The sequence below is a fragment of the Bergeyella cardium genome (genome assembly GCF_003614945.1).
Lineage (GTDB): Bacteria > Bacteroidota > Bacteroidia > Flavobacteriales > Weeksellaceae > Bergeyella_A > Bergeyella_A cardium.
In genome coordinates this window covers 1,586,508-1,609,414 of the sequence record NZ_QYCZ01000001.1, presented here as the reverse complement: position 1 = coordinate 1,609,414, position 22,907 = coordinate 1,586,508, and the positions used below count along the sequence as shown (strand labels likewise).

Sequence of the window (22,907 nt, the reverse complement as noted above, 5' to 3'; positions counted from 1 at the left end):
ACAACACAACAACATCAAATGAAATTAGCAGAAATATCTATCAAGAGGCCGAGTTTGGTTATCGTACTGCTTGCCGCTCTTATCATTGGGGGGCTTTTCAGTTACAAAAGCCTTAGCTACGAGCTTATCCCAAAGTTTGAGGTAAAGGTAGTAACCATCTCCACCATATACCCAGGTGCAGGGCCTTCCGAGATAGAAAATACGGTTACTAAAAAGATAGAAGATGCCGTATCATCATTGGAGAATGTAAAGAAGATACAGTCCAGATCCTATGAGGGCGCATCTGTGGTGATTATTACCTTTAATAATAATGCGGATGTAGATTATGCACTGAATGATGCCCAGAGGAAGATTAATGCCATCCGCTCTGAATTACCAGATGATGCTAAGGAGCCATCGCTCAGTAAATTTTCCCTTTCCGACCTTCCTGTTGCGAAGATGGGGATTACGGCAAACCTCAGCTCTGCCGAGCTCTATACGCTGGTAGATGAGAAAATACAGCCTGCATTCTCCCGAATCCCTGGTGTAGCGAAGGTTAATATCGTAGGAGGGCAAGAGAGAGAGATTCGTGTGAGCTTAGACCCTGAGAAGGTAAAAGCATACAGGCTTACCATTTCTGCCGTTCAGCAGATTATACAAGCCTCTAATATGGACTTTCCTACGGGGAATTTGAAGACAAGGGATAATACTACCCTCATCCGTCTTTCAGGGAATATTACCTCTGTGGAGCAGCTTAGAAATCTTACAATAGCTTCCCAAAATGGAAGGAATATCCTCCTCTCCGAAGTGGCAGATGTACAGGACACGCAGAAAGATGCAGAGAAAATCGCTCGTATCAATAGTAAAAGCACCCTTCTTCTCGAAGTTCAGAAGCAATCTGATGCCAATGCAGTAGAGGTAAGTGAGCTCGTGCAGACAAAAATAAAGGAAGTAGAAAAGCAATACGAGCAGCAGAATATAAAGATTGACCTCGCAGATGATACCAGTGTATTTACCCTCGAGGCGGCAGATTCTGTAACTCACGACTTGTTTATCGCAGTATTTCTTGTAGCTTTTGTGATGCTGTTCTTCCTTCACTCGTTCAGGAATGCTCTTATCGTAATGGTATCCATCCCATCGTCGCTTATTGCAACCTTTATCGGTATTATGATATTAGGCTATAGCTTAAACCTGATGAGCTTGCTCGCTCTATCCCTCGTGGTAGGTATCTTGGTAGATGATGCTATTGTAGTGATAGAGAATATCCACAGACATATGGAGATGGGGAAAAACAAATACAGAGCAGCGTATGATGGTGCTTCGGAGATTGGCTTTACAGTAGCGGCTATTACGATGGTGATAGTAGTGGTATTCCTCCCGATTGCGATGAGTTCGGGGCTGGTTTCGGATATCATCCGCCAGTTTGCCGTAGTGGTGGTTATTTCTACCTTGCTCTCGCTCTTGGTATCTTTCACCGTAGTTCCTTGGCTTTTCTCTCGATTTGGTAAGCTGGAGCATATCAGCAAGAGCTCTATTTTTGGTAAGATTATCTATGCCTTCGAGAGACAGCTCGATAAATTCACCCATTGGATTAGCAACCTATTAAAATGGAGCTTAAACCATAAGGCAATTACCTCTGTTTTAGCGGTGGCAATCTTCTCTACCATTATCCTCTTAGGTAAGTTTGGGTATATTGGTAATGACTTCTTCCCCTCCACAGAGAGGAGTAAGTTTCTCATCCAGCTCGAGCTGAATAAGGATGCCTCTGTGCAGCAGACCAATCTCGCTACGCTCAAAGCTGAAGAATTCCTCAATAAAATTCCAGAGATACAATCTACCATTACTACCGTAGGGCAAGCCAGCAGTGGTATGGGAACGGCGCAGGCTACTTCCTACAAGTCTGAGATTACCGTAAAACTCATCGATAGAGACCAGATGGAAGAGAAATCTACCAAAGTCTTTGCTGCGAAGCTCAAAAGACAGCTTGAGAAAGAACTCGTAGGAGTAAAAGTAACTACTGTGCCTGTCGGTATGATGGGGGCTGAGCAGGCAGCTATACAGCTCAATATTACAGGGAATACACTGGCAGATGTAATGAAGTATGCCAAAGAAGCAGAGAAGCTCCTCAAAGGGATTAAAGGTTCTAATGAAGTAGAGCTAAGCGTAAAAGAAGGAAACCCCGAGATCGCAATAGATATAGACCGAGACAAGATGACCGCACTTGGTCTGAATGTAGCAACCGTAGGGCAAACCCTGAGAACTGCATTTAGTGGGAATACAGACTCCAAATTCCGTACGGGCAACAGTGAGTTTGACATTAATGTTATCCTTGATGAGTCTTTCAGAATGAGTATAGATGATGTTCGTAATATTTCGTTTATCAACTCTCGTGGGGAGAGCATCAGCCTTGCACAGTTTGCTACGGTGGCTAATTCCACAGGGCTTTCTTCATTAGAGAGGTACGACCGCTCACCGTCCGTAACCGTAAATGCTCAGGTAGTAGGTAGAACCGCTGGTGAAGTGGCAGACGAATGGGAAGGATTACTCAATAACACCCAGCGACCTGCTGGCGTAGAGTGGAAATGGGGGGGCAACAAAGAAAACCAGTCCGAAGGCTTCGGTACGCTCGGGGTAGCAATGCTCGCTGCATTAATGCTCGTGTATATGGTGATGGTGATTCTCTACAATGACTTCATTCGCCCGTTTGTCGTGATGTTTTCCATTCCGCTTTCCTTCATCGGGGCAATCTGGGGCTTGGCACTCACCAATCAATCCCTGAATATCTTTACCATTCTGGGGATTATTATGCTCATCGGTCTCGTGGCTAAAAACGCAATTCTCCTCGTAGATTTTGCTAACCAAAGGAAAGCTGAGGGAGAAACTACCTTTGATGCCCTTGTACAGGCAAACCACGCCCGTCTCCGCCCTATCCTGATGACGACCATTGCAATGGTCATAGGTATGCTCCCTATTGCAATGGCAAACGGTGAGGCTTCGTCTATGAACAATGGCTTGGCTATCGTTATCATCGGGGGGCTGCTCTCCTCCCTCTTCCTTACCCTTATCATTGTACCTGTAGTGTATATGATTCTCGTAGGGCTGGAAGAGCGCTTCTTCGGACACAAAGAAAAAGATATAGATGCACTGATGAAAGGCGAATAGCAACTGGCAAATAGCTCTTCTGGCTGTTAGCTATTAGCTGATAGCCAATAGATATATAGGCACTGGGCGCCCCGCAGGGGCGCCCAGTGCTGTTTTATTAGAATCTCAGCCATTCTAATGTCAGGAAATTTTGCTGGTGATGTCAAGAAATTAAATAGCTTCTAGCTACTGGCTTTTGGCTATTAGCTAACTGTCAATTATGGGCAGGCTTACATCCTCACCCCTATATACGCTTAATTTGTGCTAAGGGAGGAATAGAGCCTCCATACAGATGTTTTTAAATAATGAGTTAAGCGAATATCTAATGTGGCAATACCTCACACGAGAATGTGAGGTATTGCCACATTCCCGTGTGAGGGTGTCTCACATTCTCGTAATAGAGTGTCTATCCTTCCCGTAATAGAGTGTCTATCCTTCCCGTAATAGAGTGTCTATCCTTCTCGTGATAGACTGCTTATTATTTTTTATCAAATGAAAGAATCAAATCTTATTTCTGGCTATTAGCGGTAAGCAATAGGCTTTAGGCAGTAAGCAGTAAGCGGTGCGTGGTTAGTTTGTAATAAGTGCCTGCCGTGCTACGGCTGGGTCACCTGCAAGGTGGGGAGGACAAAAAAAAAGCCCTCAATTGTTGAGGGCTAAGTGCTTCACCGGCTACGGTGTTATGATGGGATTTCTCCTCTGTATAGGAAGGAAACGATTTCTTTATTCATTTTGTCTATCATTTCGCTGAACAGGTGGAAAGACTCCTGCTTGTAGATGATGAGCGGGTCTTTCTGCTCATATACGGCACCTTGTGAGGAGCGCCTTAGGTCGTCCATCTCGCGGAGGTGCTGTTTCCAGTTTTCATCTATAATGGCGAGGGTAATGTTCTTCTCATAGTCGCTGATGAGGCTTTCGCAATGGCTTTCGTATGCCTTTTCAAGGTTGGTAACGATGGTCATTGTCTTGTGCCCATCGGTAAATGGCACTTGAATCATCTTAAACATATTCCCTTGATTTTTGAATACATTTTCAATGATTGGGAAGGCTTTTTCCTTCATCAGGTTGAGTTTATTGTTGTAATCCTCCTGAGCTGCATTAAAGACAATATCGGTGAGCTCTTTTACGGATTTATTCTTGAAATCTTCCTCGCTTACAGGGGAGCCCATTGTGAAGTACTTGATGATTTCGTACTCAAAGTCCTTGAAGTCGCCATCTACCTTTCCTCTATTCACGATGGAGTAGGCTACATCAAAAATCATATTGGCAATATCGTATTTCAGATGGTCGCCAAAGAGTGCATTTTTTCTTCTTTTGTAGATGACATCTCTCTGCTTGTTCATTACATCATCGTATTCAAGGAGCCTTTTACGGATACCGAAGTTATTCTCCTCTACTTTCTTCTGAGCCCTTTCTATGGAGCGGGTAATCATAGAGTGCTGTATAACTTCTCCCTCCTTATGCCCAAGCCTGTCCATCATTTTGGCAATTCGTTCTGAGCCAAAGAGGCGCATCAGGTTGTCTTCAAGCGATACATAGAACTGCGAACTTCCTGGATCTCCTTGACGACCAGAACGCCCTCTAAGCTGCCTGTCGACCCTTCGGGAATCGTGTCTCTCTGTTCCGATGATGGCAAGCCCTCCTGCTTCTTTTACTTCTTTGGTGAGTTTAATGTCGGTACCACGCCCTGCCATATTGGTAGCAATAGTTACTACGCCTGCTCTACCTGCTTCGGCTACAATCTCTGCCTCTTTCTTGTGGAGTTTAGCGTTGAGAACTTGGTGAGGAATCTTCCTGAGGCTTAATGCACGGGAAAGCAATTGGGAGATCTCCACCGATGTAGTCCCTACAAGTACGGGTCTTCCTTCTGCGGTGAGTCTCTCGATTTCTTCAATTACGGCATTGTATTTCTCACGGTTGGTCTTATAGACGAGGTCGTGTCTATCGTGGCGGAGGATAGGTCTATTGGTAGGGATAACCACTACATCGAGCTTATAGATTTGCCAGAATTCGCCAGCTTCTGTTTCAGCAGTACCTGTCATCCCTGCCAGTTTGTTATACATACGGAAGTAGTTTTGCAGGGTAATGGTAGCAAAAGTCTGTGTAGCCGCTTCGATTTTTACATTCTCTTTTGCTTCAATCGCTTGGTGTAAGCCATCGGAATAGCGGCGCCCTTCCATAATACGCCCTGTTTGCTCATCTACAATCTTCACTTCACCGTCAATTACCACATATTCATCATCTTTTTCAAATAGGGTATAGGCTTTTAGCAGTTGGTTAAGCGTATGAATTCTCTCGGATTTTTCTGCAAAATCTGCAAAGAGTCTTTCTTTCTCTGCAAACTCCTGCTCTTTATCAAGGTTTTTAGCTTCGAGTTCTGCGATTTCAGTTCCTATGTCTTGAAGCACGAAGAAGTTGGCATCTGAATTCCCCTGAGACATATACTCGATACCCTTATCGGTAAGGTCTACTTGATTGTTCTTTTCATCAATAACGAAGTAGAGGTCTTGATCCACGATAGGCATATCGCGGTTATTATCCTGCATATACTGTGCTTCTACCTTTTGAAGCAATGCGCGGTTACCGCTTTCTGAAAGGAATTTAATGAGCTGTCGGTTCTTTGGAAGTCCTCTATACGCCTGTAGCAGTTTGAAGCCTCCGTCTTTTGTATTTCCTGCTGCGATGAGTTTCTTTGCTTCATTAAAGATGCTTGAAACGGTTTTCTTCTGAACCTCTACGATTCTATCAACAGAGGGTTTTAGTACATCAAACTCCTGCCTGTCGCCTTGTGGAACGGGTCCAGAGATAATAAGTGGCGTTCTGGCATCATCGATGAGAACGGAATCCACCTCATCTACAATCGCAAAGTTGAGGTCTCTCTGAACGAGCTCTTCTGGGGAGTTTACCATATTATCGCGGAGGTAATCAAATCCGAATTCATTATTCGTTCCGTAGGTAATATCTGAGTTGTATGCCTTTCTACGAGCATCGGAGTTCGGTTGGTGGTTGTCTATACAGTCAATCGTAAGTCCGTGGAACTGATAGAGCGGTCCCATCCAAGCGGAGTCCCTTTTCGCAAGATAGTCGTTTACGGTTACCACATGTACCCCTCTTCCTGGCAGTGCATTGAGGTAGATAGGAAGTGTTCCTACCAAGGTTTTACCTTCACCTGTTGCCATCTCTGCAATCTTGCCCGAGTGAAGAACAACCCCACCGATGAACTGAACATCGTAATGTACCATATCCCATTCTACTTGTGTACCTGCTGCATCCCAGTGGTTGTGCCATACGGCTTCATCTCCTTCTATGGACACGAAATCCTTTGTTGCGGCAAGTTCTCTATCTCTATCAGTAGCTTTTACGCGAATTTCCCCATTTTGTGCCCATCTTCTTGCGGTTTCTTTTACGAGGGAAAATGCCTCAGGAAGTATCTGTGTAAGGACTTTTTCTTCTAAATCGTAAGCCTCTTTTTTCAGAGTTTCAATTTTGTTGAAGAGCGCTTCTTTCTCATCTATATTGGAAGTATTGGCTATTTCCTCTTTAATCTTTTCTATCTGTGAGGTAACATTTGCGGAGGAAGCCTTTATTTTTTCTTTAAATTCTGCTGTTTTTTCTCTTAATCCTTCATCGGAAAGCTGCTGAATTTGTGGTTCTACAGCCTTAATTTTTGCAACTACTTTTCTTACTTCTTTTAAGTCATTAGCGTTTTTATCACCTAAAAAACTTTTAAGAATACTGTTTAAAAAACTCATAATATAGGTTAAATTTATGTGGTATATAGACAATAAGCAGTAAGCTATCCGTGCTCTGCTTACTGCTTTTGTTTAATATTCGTCTTCGTTCCAGAGGAAATCTTCATCGGTAGGATAATCGCTCCATACTTCTTCTATGGATTCATATACTTCCCCTTCGTCTTCAATTGCTTGCAGGTTTTCTACTACTTCCATTGGGGCTCCTGTTCTTATGGCGTAGTCTATCAGCTCTGCTTTGGTCATAGGCCAAGGTGCATCGCTCAGGTATGAGGCTAATTCTAATGTCCAGTACATATGTTTTTATTTTTTATTTAAATTTTTTGCAAAAGTTAAAAAAAATGATGACTTATCAAAGTTTTTATTTTTCATTTTTGAGTTTCGGCGTTTCTCAAAAACCATTCCACAAATTTTTTTATGCCATTGGAGAATTTTGTCGTTGGCTTATAGCTGATTAATTCTTTTGCTTTCGTTATATCTGCATTGGTTTTATTTACATCACCGGGTTGCATTGGCAGATTTTTCCTATGGGCTTTTTTATGAAGCTCGGTTTCAATAGTTGTGAGCATCTCATTGAGGCTGATGACTTCACTCTCGCCAAGGTTGATGATTTCATAGACATTGCTATGATTTTCAAGGTAGAGAATAGCTTGCTGTATACCGCTAATGATGTCATCCACAAAGGTATAATCCCTCGCCGTACTGCCGTCTCCGTAGAATGGAACTTCCTTGTTTTCAGAGATAAGCCTCGTAAATTTATGGATAGCAAGGTCGGGTCTCTGGCGCGGACCATACACGGTGAAGAACCTCAGCTGTATCATATCAATATTGTATAGGTGGTGGTAGGTATGCCCCAGTATTTCGGTGCATTTTTTTGTAGCTGCGTAGGGAGATATCGGTCTATCCACGCTGTCGGTTTCAGCAAACGGAATCTTCTCATTATTGCCGTATACGCTTGAAGATGATGCACAAATAAACTTCTTTATCCCAAAGTCTTTACAAATTTCCCAGAGGTTCATCGTCCCTTTGATATTCACATCTGCGTAGTCTAATGGTCGGTCTATTGATGGTCGCACTCCCGCCAGTGCTGCCAAGTGTATCACGCAATCAATTCTGTTCTCGGTAAAGATTTTTCTCAGTCCATCAATCTCTCTAATATCTTGATAATATAGCGTATATCTCTCAGATTGTGTCTCAGAAATAAGCCTTTCTATATCCTTTTCTTTGGCTGAAAATTCAAAATCGTCAGTCTTACCAACCGATTCTAATGTATTTCTAACTTTGATGGAATAGGGGTAGAAGTCATCAAAATTATCAATATTAATGACAGAATGTCCGCTTTTTAATAATTTTTCTGCCAAGTGTGAACCAATAAAACCACTCGCTCCTGTGATGAGGTAAGTCATTTCCCTTTTCATTTATTGCCCGCAAAAATAGAGAAAAAAGACCAAATATTTAATGAAACTCAAGGCTTCAGAGGCTTATTTATCTTTTTTAATATTTTGATACTGATGAAATGGTTTTATTTTGTAAAAAAGGGTGGGGGAGAGGATTAGTTATCCAAGAATAAAGGGGACAATGTCCCCCTTTATTATAAAATTTAAAATAGAATAATCTTTACTTTTTTTACTCGAAAAGTTCGGCTGTGTCTAATACGCTTACCTTTCCGTCCTCACAGCGGATCGCCTCACCAGGGAAGTTTTGTATCATATGGTAGTCGTGCGTTGCCATTACTACGGCGGCATTGTTTTCCAGCGCCACTCTTTTCAGCAGGCTCATAATCTCGTTGGAGGTTTCTGGGTCTAAATTCCCCGTTGGCTCATCGGCAAGGATGAGCTCTGGATGGTTGAGCAGTGCGCGTGCTATGGCTACTCTTTGCTGCTCGCCTCCAGAGAGTTCGTGAGGCATTTTGTGCTTTTTGTTTTTCATTCCCACACTGGAGAGCACCTCGTTTATACGGTCTTCGATTTTTGTTTTTTCCTTCCAGCCCGTTGCTTCTAAGACGAATCTCAGGTTTTTCTCTACACTTCTATCGGGCAATAGCTGAAAATCTTGAAAGACAATGCCCAATTTCCTTCGGAGATTAGGGATATTTGAAGTTTTGAGGGTGGAAAGGTCAAAGCCCACTACGCTACCTACCCCTCCTACCAAAGGAATGTGCCCGTATAAGGTCTTTAATAATGAGCTCTTTCCAGCACCTGTTTTGCCAATAAGATAGCAGAACTTCCCTCTTTTTACTTCTAAGTCTACATTATTTAATACAGTGAAATTCTTCTGAGCGATTTTAGCATTTGAAAGTCTGATAACCAACTCTCCCGTCTCGTTTCTATGAGGCATCTTAATATGTTTTTAATGAAAGATCTATTCTGAATAAGGTGTTCAAAAGTAGAGAAAAAGATTTCTCAGACAAAATAAATAACAATTTTTAACAATAAAAAATGCTTGAAAATAAATCTCCAAGCATATTTTATATAAGATAATTTGATGAGGAATTATCTTTTAGCTCTTGACACACTTACTGTCAATCTCTTTCTTCCCTTAGCTCTTCTTGCTGCTAATACTCTTCTACCATTTGGAGTAGACATTCTCTCTCTGAAACCGTGTTTGTTTCTCTTCTTTCTTTCTGATGGTTGAAATGTTCTTTTCATTACTTCAATTTATAAAGTGTATGTAATATTCCTTGAATTTTAGGCTGCAAATATATATGTTTTTTTATAAACCGCAAAATTTATTTCTAAACTTATACAAGGGATTAAATTTTAAAGATAATAAGGAGGGAATCTGTGATATATTGCAGTCCTATTGCCAGTACGAGGAAGCCTATGATTTTAGATACCGTAGTCATTCCAGCTACGCCTAATAGTTTCGGGATGAGATTACCACTTCTGAAAAAGATGTAAATAATCAATGAAACTGCAAAAACTGCCGCTATAATAATCGCTTTGTCTGTAAGCTCTGGGTGCTCGTTTGATTTTGCTATGAGGAGAGACATAGAGCCTGGTCCTGCTATGAGTGGTAGAGCGAGAGGCGTCATTGCGATATTGGAATTGGACTTTTCTATTTCCTCTTCTTCATCGTTTTTGGGTACTGATTTGGAGAGCAGGCTAAACCCTGCAAGGCAGATTAAAAAACCACCCGTAACCTTTAAAACAGGAATCGTAATCCCAAAAAAGCTGAGAATATACTCACCTATAAAGAAGGATATAATAAGAATTACAAAAACATTAATAGCTACCCAGAGGGCTATTCTATTCTTCGTTGCAGTGGTATCTCCGTGTGTAAGCCCGAGGAATACAGGAAGGTTCCCAATGGGGTTTAAAACCGAAAACAAAGCCGCAAATGTGATTAAAAATAAATTCATTTTATCATTAATTTTAGTCAAAAGGGTTGCAAAAATAGCTTTATTTATTGTACTAACAAATATCAACAATAAAGCACGAGTATTTGTTCCTCGTGCTTTGATAGCTTTCTTATCGTATTTCTGTTGATGCTGTTTTATTTTGTATAAAACTCTATGATTTCATTTATTGCATCTGAGCATACTGGGCAGAAGCCTTCAGGCTCGTTAGATTTCATCCTGCAGTCTTGCATAGGGCTGTACACTCCTGTTGCTACATATCCGCCTCCTTCAAATGCACCAATGGTCTTTGTATATTTTTTTGTTCTTGGGGTAGGGATGGGAGTACCTTTCTTCACTTTTTTCTTCCATTTTTTATCAAAGTCTATCAGTGTAGTGATATTCTTTTCCCAAGGCTCAATATTCAGGTTATAATACTCACTTCCGCCTATTGAAGCATTGTAATACTCATCTGCTAATCCTACTAATCCGTGCCCAAATTCGTGCACAAACACCTTATCCGAAAGCTCATTATCTACCGATACCAAGTTGATGACATTATAAAAGCCACCTCCTCCGTATCTCGGTGTATTTACTAATACATACAGCTGGTCATAAGGTACATTTGCCGCTATATCTGCGAGTTTAAAGTTGTCCATAGAAGTCAAATATCTCGCTTCTCCAAAAGTGTAGAAATTTGAGTTCAGAATCGTGTTTTTATATACGCCTTCACCGGGGATATCGGTTCCAGATTCTAACGATGGGCTCTGCACTGCATACACATTAAATTGAGCTTTGTATTTGTTAAATGGCGGTATGGTAAACATATAATCCACCAACCTCTTTGCATCGCTAATGAATTTCGGCATTTCCGCTTCTGTATATCCCTCGGCGATTATTGCGAGGTCTAATTTCTGTTTCGGGCTACCGTTATCATATATTTTCGTTACTGGGTATGGGGTTATTTTCTCTTGGGTTACAGAATAATGTTTCGGGTCTATTTCCCTTTGGAATGTACTCTGGAAGTTGCCGTAGATGTCTCTGTACTGTATATCTACTATGATTTCCCCTTTCGGGAAGGGGATGAGCATCGTATTTTCAAAGGTTTTGTTAATGCGCTTCGCTTCCTCCATCGCTTGCCATTCTTGGAATATCGGGCTAAAACCTTTCGAAAAAATCAGTTCACCAGATTTCTTATCCCTCACTTGGAACCTATAATTCCCATAATCAGGATATAGCAACTGGTTAGATGTCCCTCCGCCAAACAGCGGTTCTCTCTTCATCCGTGCTATTGATATGCTTTGTTTCTGGTAGCTTCCGTGCAGCAAAAAGTCAATCCTCAGGCTCCCATTCTCAAAATAAGTATCAAAATCCACTTTCTGTCCTGTCAGCATCGTTAATGCTAATCCAAACGTTATAAAAGCCATTTTCTTTATCATAACTCAAATATTTTTATCTCTAAAAGTCCACAAATATATATAAAACCTAATATCTAATGACTAAATTTAATCTTCATTATGAAAAATTCAATAAAACGGACTAAAAAATATCAATGCAATAGGTGAAAATACCAGTGTAATGTATAAAAATACGAATGCAACGCTCAAAAATGCTAATGCAACGGGTAAAAATGCCTCTACGACTATCTAAATCAACAAATCAACGCTAAGATTAGCGCTGCAACTAGCAAAAATGAAAGATACGCTACAAAAAATTAATCATCAACTATAAAAATTGCAAAATCCTCAATTTGTTTAATATCAATGACATAAATACCCCCCCCAACCCCATTATTTTAATAATAAAAGGGGCTATGCCCCAAAGAAAGGGTCTCTGACCCCAAAAATTGTATTTTTGCACCTTATTAAATAGTATAAGACTTTAAATATGGAACTCATACACCGCAATCTCCTTATAGGAATCCACACTGCGCTCTCAGAAACCTTTTTCGAGAAAAATAAATATGCCGACAAAGTCATCGAGCGCCTCCTCAAAGCCAATAAAAAGTGGGGCAGCCAAGACAGAGCCGTCGTCTCCGAGATTTTTTATAACATCATCCGCTGGAAAAAGCGCCTCGAGTACTATATGGGCGAGGGGGTAAAGCCCTCAAACCTCTACAAACTCATCTTAGCCTACCTCCTTTGGTCAAAAACCCACTACAAGAAGTTTGATGAGTTTTCTGGCATTAAAATCTCCGATATCCTCCGAAAATTGGAGAAAAACACCGTCCCAACTAAGGCTATTGAGTATTCCTTGCCCGAGTGGCTCGCTGAAACCCTCCAAAATCAGCTCGGCAATAGCTGGGAACGCGAGGCAAAAGCCCTCAACGAGCAAGCTCCCACCGTCCTCCGCACCAATACCCTCAAAACCTCTCCTCAAAACCTCGTCTCCATCCTTGCAGATGAGGGCGTCAAGGCTTTTACCCTAAAAAATCACCCCGATGCCGTACAGCTCGAAGAGAAAAAAAATGTCTTCCTCACCTCAGCTTTCAAAAACGGACTGTTTGAGGTTCAAGATGCCAGTTCTCAAACCATCGCTCACCTCCTTAATCCAAAAGAAGGCGAGCGCATCATCGATGCCTGTGCTGGTGCAGGTGGGAAAACCCTCCATATCTCTGCTCTGATGAAGAATAAAGGACAAATCATCGCCCTTGATATCTTCGATTGGAAACTCGCCGAGCTCAAACGAAGAGCAAAGCGTGCAGGAGCCCATAATATAGAGACCCGCCTTATTTCGGATAATAAAGTCATCAAGCGACTTCACAACACTGCCGATAAACTCCTTATAGACGCTCCCTGCTCCGGTCTCGGCGTCCTCAAAAGAAACCCCGATACCAAATGGAAAATAGACCTTGACTTTATTAATAGAATACAAAACGAGCAAAAACAAATCCTCCACCAGTACTCAAAGATGCTCAAAGTAGGGGGGCAGATGATCTATGCCACTTGCTCCATTCTCCCCTCAGAAAACAACCAGCAAGTCGAGCTTTTCCTCCAAAACAACCCCAATTTCTCCCTCCTCTCTGACCAAACCCTCTTCCCCAGCTCAGGCTACGATGGCTTCTATATGGCACTCCTCCAGCGCAACGAATAGGCGAGTATAAAGTTTTTTTTAATATTAAAACCAATGGGTTAAAATATATTTATCACCTTTTTAATAAATAAATTTTGGAGGGAAATAAGAAAATTCTATATTTGCACCGCTAAAAGCGATGGTTTCTTAGCTCAGTTGGTAGAGCAACGGACTGAAAATCCGTGTGTCCCTGGTTCGATTCCTGGAGAAACCACTGAAAAATAGCCCCAACTTCTCGAAACATCCGTTTTGGGAAGTTTTTCTTTTATATATAGACAACCTTATAATGCTTAAAATCTTAAAAAAAATGCTATACATCATCTCCGTGCTTTTATCCCTCCTTATCGTTGGGATTGTCCTCTTTCTCAACACTCCAAAATTCGGGAAACTCCCCTCTGGTGAGCGATTAAAGCGTATAGAAGCCTCACCTAACTATAAAAATGGTAAGTTCGTAAACTTGGAGCATACCCCACAGCTCACATCGGATAAATCCTTCATTCAATCCCTATACGAGTATCTTTTTAAAAAGGCTAAAAGCTCAAAACCTACCACCAAAGTACCTGCCGAAAAGACCAATCTCAGCAATATCCCCAATAATTCTATGGTCTGGTTCGGGCACTCCTCCTATTTCATTCGGTTAGATGATAAAAACCTCCTCATAGACCCTGTGTTTAATGAAGCCTCACCCCTATTCTTTATGGTAAAACCTTTTGATGCCGAATACAACTATTCCACTAATGATATTCCCAATATAGACCTTTTGATTATCACCCACGACCACTGGGATCACTTGGATTATAAAGCGATAAAGGAGCTTAAAGGCCGTATCTCCAAAATACTTTGTCCGCTCGGTGTAGGTTCCCATTTGGAGTATTGGGGTTTTAGTCCAGAGCAGATTACTGAGCTTGATTGGGATGAAGAAACCTCCCTTCTCGATATGAAAATCACTTGCTTGCCTACCAGACATTTCTCTGGTCGTGGTCTTTTACCTACCAAAACCCTCTGGGGTTCATTTATGTTGCAAGCTCAGGATAAAACCGTCTATGTAGGTGGAGATAGTGGCTACGGAAAGCATTTTTCTCGTATCGGAGCACAGTTTCCGAATATAGATTTTGCTATTTTGGAAAACGGTCAGTATGATGAAGACTGGAAGCACATCCATACGCAGCCCTATGAACTTCCAAAAGTGATGAAAGAGCTCGGTGCAAAGCTCTATTTCACTGGGCATAATTCCAAATTTGAACTCGCCAAACATTCTTGGCAGGAACCTCTTGAAACCATTAAGAAAATTCAGGAAACAGAACCGGAAATCCATCTCCTCACCCCTAAAATTGGTAGGGTAGAAGCCTTCTAATCGCTCAAAGATTTTGATATTTGTCAAAAGATTGTCCTGCTCAGCTACTATACTTTTGCACCCGCAATTAACAACAAACAAGATGAAGAATAACAAAAGCTGGTTAGGGGCTCTCCTGATGTTTCCTTTCTTAGGATTTTCTCAGGCTGTCCCTCCCACTTTGCAGGAGCTTGTAGATAAGGCTCTTGCTATTGATGGAACCCTTAATGAGCAGCAACTTCAAAACAAACTCACTGCTCTTAATGATGAAAAACTAAAAGACATCTTCCTCCCAAAGCTGGATATTTCTGGCAAAGCGGGCTATATGTATACTTCGGTAGGATATACCACTCCTGAAATCCATCTTCCCCCAATCCCGAAATTGTTCCCAGGGAAAACCATTCCCGACTATTCTAATAATCTCAATATTTCGGGTATTTCCTCGCTGGCAAAGGCAGAAGCCTCTATGGTGCTCTATTCTGGTGGTAAAGTCAAGTATTTGAAACAAGCAAATGCTGAAAAAGCTCTCTCCGAAGAGCAGATGATGGAGAAGACAAAAGATGATATCGTTACCACTATTTCAAAGGCTTACGACCAGCTTGCCCTTTTAGAGGAAGCCAGAAAAGTCTTGGAGGAAAGTAAAAAACGATTGGATATCAACCGAAAAACTGCCGATAAAGCCCTTGGATATGGACTGATTACACCTTATGACCATAAGAAAATCGAGCTTGCACAGGCGGTATTAGATTCCAAAATCGTAGAATATGAAGGGAAGAAAGCCCTCGTCATTACTCAGCTTCAAATTCTTACAGGTATAGAAAAGGAAAGGCTTATGGAGCTCTCTCCAGAGCTTCAGCCTGTGCTTTATACTTTGGAAAGTCAGGATATTAGCAATAGAGCCGAGCTGAAAGCATTGGAGCACGGCATCAAAGCCTCAGAATATAAAATCCAAGCTGAAAGAAGGTGGTGGGTTCCCAAAGTGCAGGCGCTGGCATCATTGTCCTACGCGGGACTTTATAGCAACCATATCTCCACCTCCAAAGAAACCCTCTACGGCTTAGGAAAGAAGCTGGATTTAAACCCTTCAAACCTGAATATTTTCCCCATCTTCCAAGCGGGAATAGGTTTTAAATGGGAGATTTTTGATGGAAACGAAGGTAAAACCGCTATAAAAGAAGCGAACATTAATAAAGAAATCCTAATCAATAAAAAAGCAGATGCCGAGCGAAAACTCAAACTCAATCTTGCGAATAATCAAACCAATTATGAGATTTCAAATGCGCAAATCAATCTGAAAGATAAAGCCAGAAGCATTGCACGAACGGCTCTTGAGAATGTAGAGAAAGAATTCCGCTATGGAACCAAAAAATCCTCCGATTTGATAGATGCAGAAACCGATTTCCAAAATGCAGAATTAGAATACAAAACCGCTATCTTCAACCAGAGGAGAAATGCCGTAGAGCTTATGAAATCTACCCAGAGTTTAGACTTAAATAAATTATAAAACCTCAGTATTATCATTCATTCATCATAAAATTAACAACAAACAAAATGAAAAATATCAGTAAAATGCTCATCCTTTTCGCTCTTTTGTCTTTGGTTTCCTGTGGAAAGAACCTGCAGAACAATGAAAAAGGCTTTGATGGGAAAACCAAAAAAGAAGTCATTTCCTTTGCACCGAAAGTTACGGGCAGGATACTTGAAATCTATGTAGAAGAAGGGCAAACCGTAAAAGCTGGCGATACCCTTGCGAAGATTGACATCCCTGAAGTGTCTGCAAAGATGGCTCAGGCAAAGGGAGTTTCAGAAGCTGCCCTTGCCCAAGTGAAAATGGCAAAGAATGGAGCTACAAAAGACCAACTTACCCAGCTCAGAGCCAAGCAAAAGGGTTTGCAAGAGCAGTATGATTATGCCAGAAAATCCTACCAGCGAGCACAGAATATGTTTAATGACAGCCTGATGTCTCCACAGAGCTATGATGAGATTTTTGCTAAATATCAAGGGGCAAAAGCACAGCTCGATGCGGTAAATGCCGAGCTCCACGATGTGGAAACAGGCACAAGATTCGAGAAAGTGGAAATGGCACAAGGACAAGCCGAGCAGGCACTTGGCGTGCTTCAGGAGGCGCGAACTGCCTACTCCGAGCGGTATGTCATTGCGACCAGCGATATGGAAATTGAGACCATCTCCCTTCACAAAGGCGAGCTGGCTACGGCGGGCTATCCACTCTTCAATGGCTATGTGCCCAAATCCACCTATTTCCGCTTTACCATCCCCGAAAGCAAAATGGAGAAATACAGGAACGGACAAACCGTTCAGATAAAATCAACCTACGGAAACCACCGTATCTCGGGTAAGATTGTGGCGGTTAAGCAGCTCACAAAATACGCAGATATTACCTCTGCCTTCCCAGATTTTGAGCCTCAAGATGCGGTCTATGAGCTGAAAGTGATCCCAACAGATAAGGCAAAGGCAAATACCTTATTGGTCAATTCAAGTGTGATTTTAGAATAGAGATAAGATGGGAATTTTAGCATTAATCAAAAGAGAGTTCAGGCTCTTCCTTACCAATAAAACCCTGCTTTCGGTCTTTTTCCTCGCTCCGATTGCTTATGCGCTCCTCATCGGCTTTACCTATAAGGAGGGTAAAGTAACCGAAATCCCCGTTTTGCTCGTGAATGCTGATAAAACGCCTACTGCACAGCAGGTCGTAGATATGTTGGAGGACAATTCCTCCCTAAGGCTCATCCATTACAGCCAAATACCGAAGGAGGTCTCCGCTGAGGTCATTCGCCAGAATGCCGCCGCAGTAGTCATCATCCCCGAGCGTTTTGAGGCGATGATGCTCCAAAAGAAATACCCAGAAATCAATGTATATATCAACACTTCCAATGTGCTCACGGGTAATTTTGCCTCTAAGGCAATCCAAATTACACTCGGTACATTTTCCGCAGGGGCAGAGATAAAAGCACTGCAGCGCAGGGGGATGTCTTCCGAGCAGGCAAAATCTCAGATGGAGCCCTTCAAGACGAACTACATCACCCTCTATAACACCACGAGCAACTACCTCGTATTTATGTGGCCACCGCTAATGGCGGTCGTCTTGCAACAAGTGATTCTTTTGGCTATGGCGGTCTCATTTTCAGAGGATTTCAAGCGTACGAGCTTCATCACGGACTTTAATGGAAAGCAGCGATATACCGCACTTATTATGGCGATCAAAAGCCTGCCAGTATGGATTTTCTCCATCTTTAATCTCTTGGTATTCTATGTGTTCAGCTTATTCTTTAAGCTGCCTACTCCCGAAGATCCGTTGCATTTCTTTGGGGTAACCGCAGTTTTCGTTTTAGCAGCGTGCAACCTTGGGGTCTTCGTCAGTATCCTCGTACCTGACCCGCTAAAGGCTACTCAGGTACTGATGGTGATCGCTTCGCCTGCTTTTATCGTCAGCGGATTTACTTGGCCTGTCTATTCTATGCCCACTGCGCTGAGGTATTTAACGAATATTATCCCGCTCACGCCCTACTTAGAGGCGCTGAAAATATTGCTGATACAGAAGGGCGAGAGCAGCCTTACCAATGGCTTCTATCTACAGCTCCTTGCGCAGTCGTTCATCTACTTTTTGTTGGGGTGGATTGCACTGAAAGTTAAGGTTAAAAGCCTCTTTAAGGCGGATAAAACCCACCTTGAAACATCATAGAATGATATTTTTCATCATATTGTTTGTGTTAATGAAGTCTCCCCGCACCTTGCCGGGAGGCTTCTGTTTCTAATAGGGGACAGAAACCCTTTTAATATTATTTAATGCTCAGATAAGTAGAAAAAGGTAGTGTAGAAATCGTCCATACAAAAGAAAAATATCTATTTTTGTGGAAATAATCACCAATGACGCTCCAAGAGAAATTAACTTCCATAATGTCTAACGACACTGATATAAAGGCATTTCTGGACGACTATACCCAAGAAAAATCGATTAAAAAAGGCGAGGTGCTCTCCGCTGCAGGGAGCCATCAGCAGAATGTCTATTTTGTAGAGGAAGGGCTGCTCCGCACCTTTTATTACGAGCAGGGGAAGGATATTACCGCAGGATTCTATGTGGAGGGCAGCGTGCTTAGTCCGATTATTAACTTCGCTGAGCGCGAGGCATCCATCTACGATATTGAGGCACTGGAAAACACCCGCGTGAGGTACTGCAACTATACCCAGCTTGATGAGCGCTGCAAGGTGTCTCTTACGGTGGCGAACTTCACGAGATACATCCTACAAGACATTATTTTAGAGAAAAATAAAAGGCTGGCGTACTTCCAGTATATGACTGCCAGAGATAAATACAATGCCCTCTTGGCAGAAAACCCCAGCATACTCCTCCGAGCTCCGTTGGGCGATATCGCGTCTTTCCTCGGCATTACGCAGGAAACCCTGAGCAGAATCAGAAATCAGAAATAGGCAAATGATTAAAAATATCCCCATCGAGCGCATCCTCTTCCTTGATATAGAAACCGTACCGCAGTGCGAAAACTGGGAAGACCTCCCCGAAACTACCCAAAAACTCTGGGCAAAAAAGACCCTCTCCCAAAGGCGAGAAGAAATCTCGGCGGGGGACTATTACCCTGAAAGAGCGGGCGTAATGGCAGAATTTGGCAAGATTGTCTGTATTTCCGTAGGGATGGTGGATAGAAACGAGAGGCTCAAAATCAGAAGTTTCTCCAGCAATGATGAAAAAAATCTGCTGGATGAGTTTGGTCAAATCTTCAATAGCCCAAGGCTGATGAATGTAATCCTCTGCGCACACAACGGTAAGGAGTTTGACTTCCCGTGGGTAGCCCGCCGCTTCCTCATCAATGGGATGGAACCGCCCGTACCCTTCCAAATGTTCGGGAAGAAACCTTGGGAAATCCCACACCTTGATACAATGGAGCTATGGAAATTTGGCGATTATAAGAGCTTCATCTCTCTGGAGCTGATGGCGCATATCTTCAATGTGCCCACTCCAAAGGACGATATAGACGGCTCTATGGTAGCAGAAATCTATTACAAAGAGCGAGATTTGCCAAGGATAGTAGCCTATTGTGAAAAAGATGTATTAACTTTGGCGAATATTTTCCGACGGCTTCGGCAGGAAGACCTACTGAAACGCAGCGGAGACTAAAATAATTTTTAGAAAATGAAATATACAGACGAACAAATCGCCGAGCTCGGCGAGAATATTATCAGGACACTTAAAACCGTTTATGACCCAGAAATCCCAGTAGACATCTATGAATTGGGATTAATTTATGATGTACAAATCTCCGAAGAAGGCGATGTAAAAGTCGTAATGACCCTTACCACGCCCAACTGTCCTGTGGCAGAATCCCTGCCCGCAGAGGTAAAAGAAAAAGTAGGCGAAGTAGAGGGTGTGAATGATGTAGCGCTCGACCTTACCTTCGAGCCCGCTTGGAATAAAGAAATGATGAGCGAGGAAGCGAAATTTGAACTGGGAATGCTCTAACGAATGAAAAGATATTCCACCAAAAGAAGTGTGCAGATTCTGGCACATATCCTTAAAGAATATGGAATTTCAGACGCTGTAATCTCACCAGGCTCGCGCAATGCTCCGATAGCAATACACTTCGCCGAGACCGATTTCTTTAATTGTTTCAGCATTGTAGATGAGAGGTCTGCCGCTTTCGTAGCCCTCGGAATGGCAAAAAGCACCCGAATGCCCGTAGCGGTTACCTGTACCAGTGGCTCGGCGGCGGCTAATTATTACCCCGCCGTTACAGAGGCTTTCTACCAAAACATCCCGCTCATTTTAATAACCGCTGATAGACCAAATGATTTTGTGGATATATTCGATGGGCAAACCATACGGCAGCAAAATCTCTATCAGCAGCATTCTTTTGGAGATTTTCAGCTTTTGGATGATGATGAAGATAATGCCGATGAATATAACTTCAACGCGATAAAAACCGCAGTGGAACTCTGCTTCGAGAAGCAAGGTCCAGTGCATATTAATATTCCATTAAAGGAACCTTTGTATTTGTTCTCAGAAGAAATTCCTTATTTCCCCTCAGTAGAAAATACAATCCCCAAGAGGAAATATGACCTCCCTGCGAGCCTCGTAGCCGAGTGGAACCTCGCAAAGCGAATCCTGATACTCGTAGGTACACGCCCCTATACTGAGGAGCTGGAAGCTCAGCTCGCACAGCTGGTGAAAAATCATTCGGCGGTGGTCCTCACCGAAGCGAATTCTAACCTTCATCATCCCAAGTTTTTTAGTCATACAGACCGATATATCTTCGGTTTTAATGAGGAAGATTATAAGCACTTCGCACCCGATTTGCTCATTACCGTAGGTCAGAATATCGTCTCAAAAAAGGTAAAACAGTTTCTGAGAAAGGCACAACCAGAGAAACATTGGCATATAGATGAGCATTGGCACCCTGATACTTACTTCTGCCTCACCGAGAAAGTGAAAGCAAAGCCAGAGGTATTCTTTTCAAATCTCTTGCAGAGAATCAGCCTTGAACCGAGCGCTTACTACAATCTCTGGGAATCTCTTAAAGAAAAGAAAGATGCCAAACATTTAGAATATACGGAGAAAATAGGCTTTTCGGACTATTATTTATTCAGCATCTTACCGCTAAAAGTCCCAGAGAATTATCATATTCATTTCTCAAACTCCTCGGCGATTCGCTATGCCCAGCTGTTTGATTTCCAAAACTACCGCATCAGTTGCAACAGAGGCGTGAGCGGTATAGAAGGCTGCACCTCTACGGCTATGGGATATGCTATGAAGAACCCAGAACCTACACTGCTCGTTACAGGAGATTTGGGCTTTTTCTATGACATTAATGCACTGTGGAACCAGTATATCCCACCCTTTACGAGGATTATTTTATTTAATAATTCTGAGGGGAATATCTTTAAGATTATCCCTGGTCCTACGCAGGCAAATGAAAATGTATTGGAAGAATTTATCACAACGAAGCATAATAAAACCGCTGAACATCTGGCAAAACACTTTGGTTTCAGCTATGCAAAAGCAGAAGATGAAGTAACACTTGAGCGCATTCTCGATAATTTCTTCAAGCCAGATGCCCAACCAAAAATATTAGAGGTAATGACGGGCGAACAAAACAATGCCGATATTCTGAAGCAATACTTTGAATATCTTAATTCATAGGATATATATCATATAATAAAGGACAGGCTCAAGTATATTTTTTTATACTTTTGCCGAGCATAAAAATATAAGTTTAAATTTATAAAAGATATGAAGATTATAGTGCCAATGGCAGGGCGAGGCTCCCGACTAAGACCCCATACTTTAACCGTTCCTAAGCCCCTAATCCCTATTGCAGGCAAGCCTATCGTACAAAGGTTGGTAGAAGATATTGCCAAAGTAGCGGGCGAACCCATAGAAGAAATCGCATTTATTATCGGAGATTTTGGTCAGGAAGTGGTGGATTCTCTTATCCATATTGCGGAAAGTCTCGGTGCAAAAGGCTCTGTCTATACTCAGGATGAGCCACTTGGAACGGCTCACGCGATTAAATGTGCAGAGAAATCTATGCAGGGAGATGTTATCGTAGCTTTTGCAGATACGCTTTTCCGTGCAGATTTTGTATTAGATAAAAATTCAGACGGCGTTATCTGGGTAAAAAAAGTAGAAGACCCATCTGCTTTTGGCGTAGTTAAATTAGATGATTATGGCTTTATCACCGACTTTATAGAAAAGCCTCAAGTGTTTGTTTCAGATTTGGCAATCATTGGGATTTATTATTTTAAATCCGCAGAGAACCTGATGAAAGAGATAAACTACCTTATAGATAACGATATAAAAGCAGGAGGAGAGTACCAGCTTACCGCAGCCCTTGAAAACCTTAGACAGAAAGGAGCTAAATTTTCCCTCGGAAAGGTAGATGACTGGATGGATTGCGGTAATAAAAACGCAACAGTGGAAACCAATGGGAAAATCCTTGAATATGAAAAGAACAATATGGCAAAGCACCCCGCTTCTGCGAAGATTGAGAACAGCCTTATCATTCCACCGTGCTTTATTGGCGAGAATGTAGAGATTATTAACTCTAAGATTGGTCCTTATGTCTCTCTTGGAAAGGGTACAAAGGTGATTAATTCCAATATCGAAACCTCGCTTATTCAGGAGAAGACGATAATCAATCACGGAAACCTCAGCAATTCTATGATTGGGAATAATGCCCAGTATTACGGCGTAGCAAGGGAGATTTCTTTGGGAGATTTCTCGGTTCTTGATTTCCTTTCTCAATAAAATTCAGAAAATACCGTTCAA

18 protein-coding genes and 1 tRNA gene are annotated in these 22,907 nt (G+C 42.1%); 12 read left to right on the top strand and 7 right to left on the bottom strand.

Annotation, left to right across the window (positions count from 1 at the left end):
- Positions 1-18: 18 nt before the first annotated feature.
- Positions 19-3,141, top strand: coding sequence for an efflux RND transporter permease subunit (locus tag D8991_RS07290; protein WP_120489473.1), 3,123 nt, complete (start codon positions 19-21; stop codon positions 3,139-3,141).
- A gap of 659 nt (positions 3,142-3,800) precedes the next feature.
- Here the strand turns inward: D8991_RS07290 and secA are convergent.
- The 7 genes from secA to D8991_RS07255 form a co-directional block, all read right to left on the bottom strand.
- On the bottom strand, positions 3,801-6,872 hold the full coding sequence (gene secA, locus D8991_RS07285; RefSeq protein ID WP_120489472.1) for a preprotein translocase subunit SecA: 3,072 nt from the start codon (positions 6,870-6,872) through the stop codon (positions 3,801-3,803).
- A gap of 72 nt (positions 6,873-6,944) precedes the next feature.
- Positions 6,945-7,166, bottom strand: coding sequence for a DUF2795 domain-containing protein (locus D8991_RS07280; protein ID WP_120489471.1), 222 nt, complete (start codon positions 7,164-7,166; stop codon positions 6,945-6,947).
- Between the two features lie 71 nt (positions 7,167-7,237).
- Positions 7,238-8,275, bottom strand: a complete 1,038-nt coding sequence (locus tag D8991_RS07275) for a GDP-mannose 4,6-dehydratase (RefSeq protein ID WP_120489470.1) — start codon at positions 8,273-8,275, stop codon at positions 7,238-7,240.
- Between the two features lie 220 nt (positions 8,276-8,495).
- Positions 8,496-9,206, bottom strand: a complete 711-nt coding sequence (locus D8991_RS07270) for a cell division ATP-binding protein FtsE (RefSeq protein WP_120489469.1) — start codon at positions 9,204-9,206, stop codon at positions 8,496-8,498.
- Positions 9,207-9,361: 155 nt separating this feature from the next.
- On the bottom strand, positions 9,362-9,517 hold the full coding sequence (gene rpmH, locus D8991_RS07265) for a 50S ribosomal protein L34 (protein ID WP_004917131.1): 156 nt from the start codon (positions 9,515-9,517) through the stop codon (positions 9,362-9,364).
- A gap of 104 nt (positions 9,518-9,621) precedes the next feature.
- On the bottom strand, positions 9,622-10,230 hold the full coding sequence (locus D8991_RS07260; protein ID WP_120489468.1) for a MarC family protein: 609 nt from the start codon (positions 10,228-10,230) through the stop codon (positions 9,622-9,624).
- Between the two features lie 134 nt (positions 10,231-10,364).
- On the bottom strand, positions 10,365-11,633 hold the full coding sequence (locus D8991_RS07255; RefSeq protein WP_245957204.1) for a M64 family metallopeptidase: 1,269 nt from the start codon (positions 11,631-11,633) through the stop codon (positions 10,365-10,367).
- Between the two features lie 460 nt (positions 11,634-12,093).
- Between D8991_RS07255 and D8991_RS07250 the strand changes: the two genes are divergently transcribed.
- The 11 genes from D8991_RS07250 (at position 12,094) to D8991_RS07200 (ending at position 22,886) form a co-directional block, all read left to right on the top strand.
- A complete protein-coding gene (locus tag D8991_RS07250; RefSeq protein WP_120489466.1) occupies positions 12,094-13,299 on the top strand; it encodes an RsmB/NOP family class I SAM-dependent RNA methyltransferase in 1,206 nt (401 codons plus the stop codon).
- A 120-nt stretch (positions 13,300-13,419) separates the two neighbouring features.
- Positions 13,420-13,492, top strand: a tRNA-Phe gene (locus D8991_RS07245).
- A 93-nt stretch (positions 13,493-13,585) separates the two neighbouring features.
- A complete protein-coding gene (locus tag D8991_RS07240; RefSeq protein ID WP_120489736.1) occupies positions 13,586-14,632 on the top strand; it encodes an MBL fold metallo-hydrolase in 1,047 nt (348 codons plus the stop codon).
- Between the two features lie 82 nt (positions 14,633-14,714).
- Positions 14,715-16,115: a TolC family protein gene (locus tag D8991_RS07235; protein ID WP_120489465.1), complete on the top strand. Its 1,401-nt coding sequence runs from the start codon at positions 14,715-14,717 to the stop codon at positions 16,113-16,115.
- Positions 16,116-16,162: 47 nt separating this feature from the next.
- Positions 16,163-17,125, top strand: coding sequence for an HlyD family secretion protein (locus tag D8991_RS07230; RefSeq protein ID WP_120489464.1), 963 nt, complete (start codon positions 16,163-16,165; stop codon positions 17,123-17,125).
- A gap of 7 nt (positions 17,126-17,132) precedes the next feature.
- A complete protein-coding gene (locus D8991_RS07225) occupies positions 17,133-18,311 on the top strand; it encodes an ABC transporter permease (protein ID WP_120489463.1) in 1,179 nt (392 codons plus the stop codon).
- Between the two features lie 215 nt (positions 18,312-18,526).
- On the top strand, positions 18,527-19,057 hold the full coding sequence (locus D8991_RS07220; protein ID WP_162926746.1) for a Crp/Fnr family transcriptional regulator: 531 nt from the start codon (positions 18,527-18,529) through the stop codon (positions 19,055-19,057).
- A 4-nt stretch (positions 19,058-19,061) separates the two neighbouring features.
- A complete protein-coding gene (locus tag D8991_RS07215; protein WP_120489461.1) occupies positions 19,062-19,760 on the top strand; it encodes a 3'-5' exonuclease in 699 nt (232 codons plus the stop codon).
- A gap of 15 nt (positions 19,761-19,775) precedes the next feature.
- A complete protein-coding gene (locus D8991_RS07210; RefSeq protein WP_120489460.1) occupies positions 19,776-20,102 on the top strand; it encodes an SUF system Fe-S cluster assembly protein in 327 nt (108 codons plus the stop codon).
- A 3-nt stretch (positions 20,103-20,105) separates the two neighbouring features.
- Complete coding sequence (gene menD, locus D8991_RS07205) at positions 20,106-21,779, top strand: 2-succinyl-5-enolpyruvyl-6-hydroxy-3-cyclohexene-1-carboxylic-acid synthase (protein ID WP_120489459.1); 1,674 nt, start codon at positions 20,106-20,108, stop codon at positions 21,777-21,779.
- Between the two features lie 90 nt (positions 21,780-21,869).
- Positions 21,870-22,886, top strand: a complete 1,017-nt coding sequence (locus tag D8991_RS07200) for a sugar phosphate nucleotidyltransferase (protein WP_120489458.1) — start codon at positions 21,870-21,872, stop codon at positions 22,884-22,886.
- Positions 22,887-22,907 lie beyond the last annotated feature (21 nt).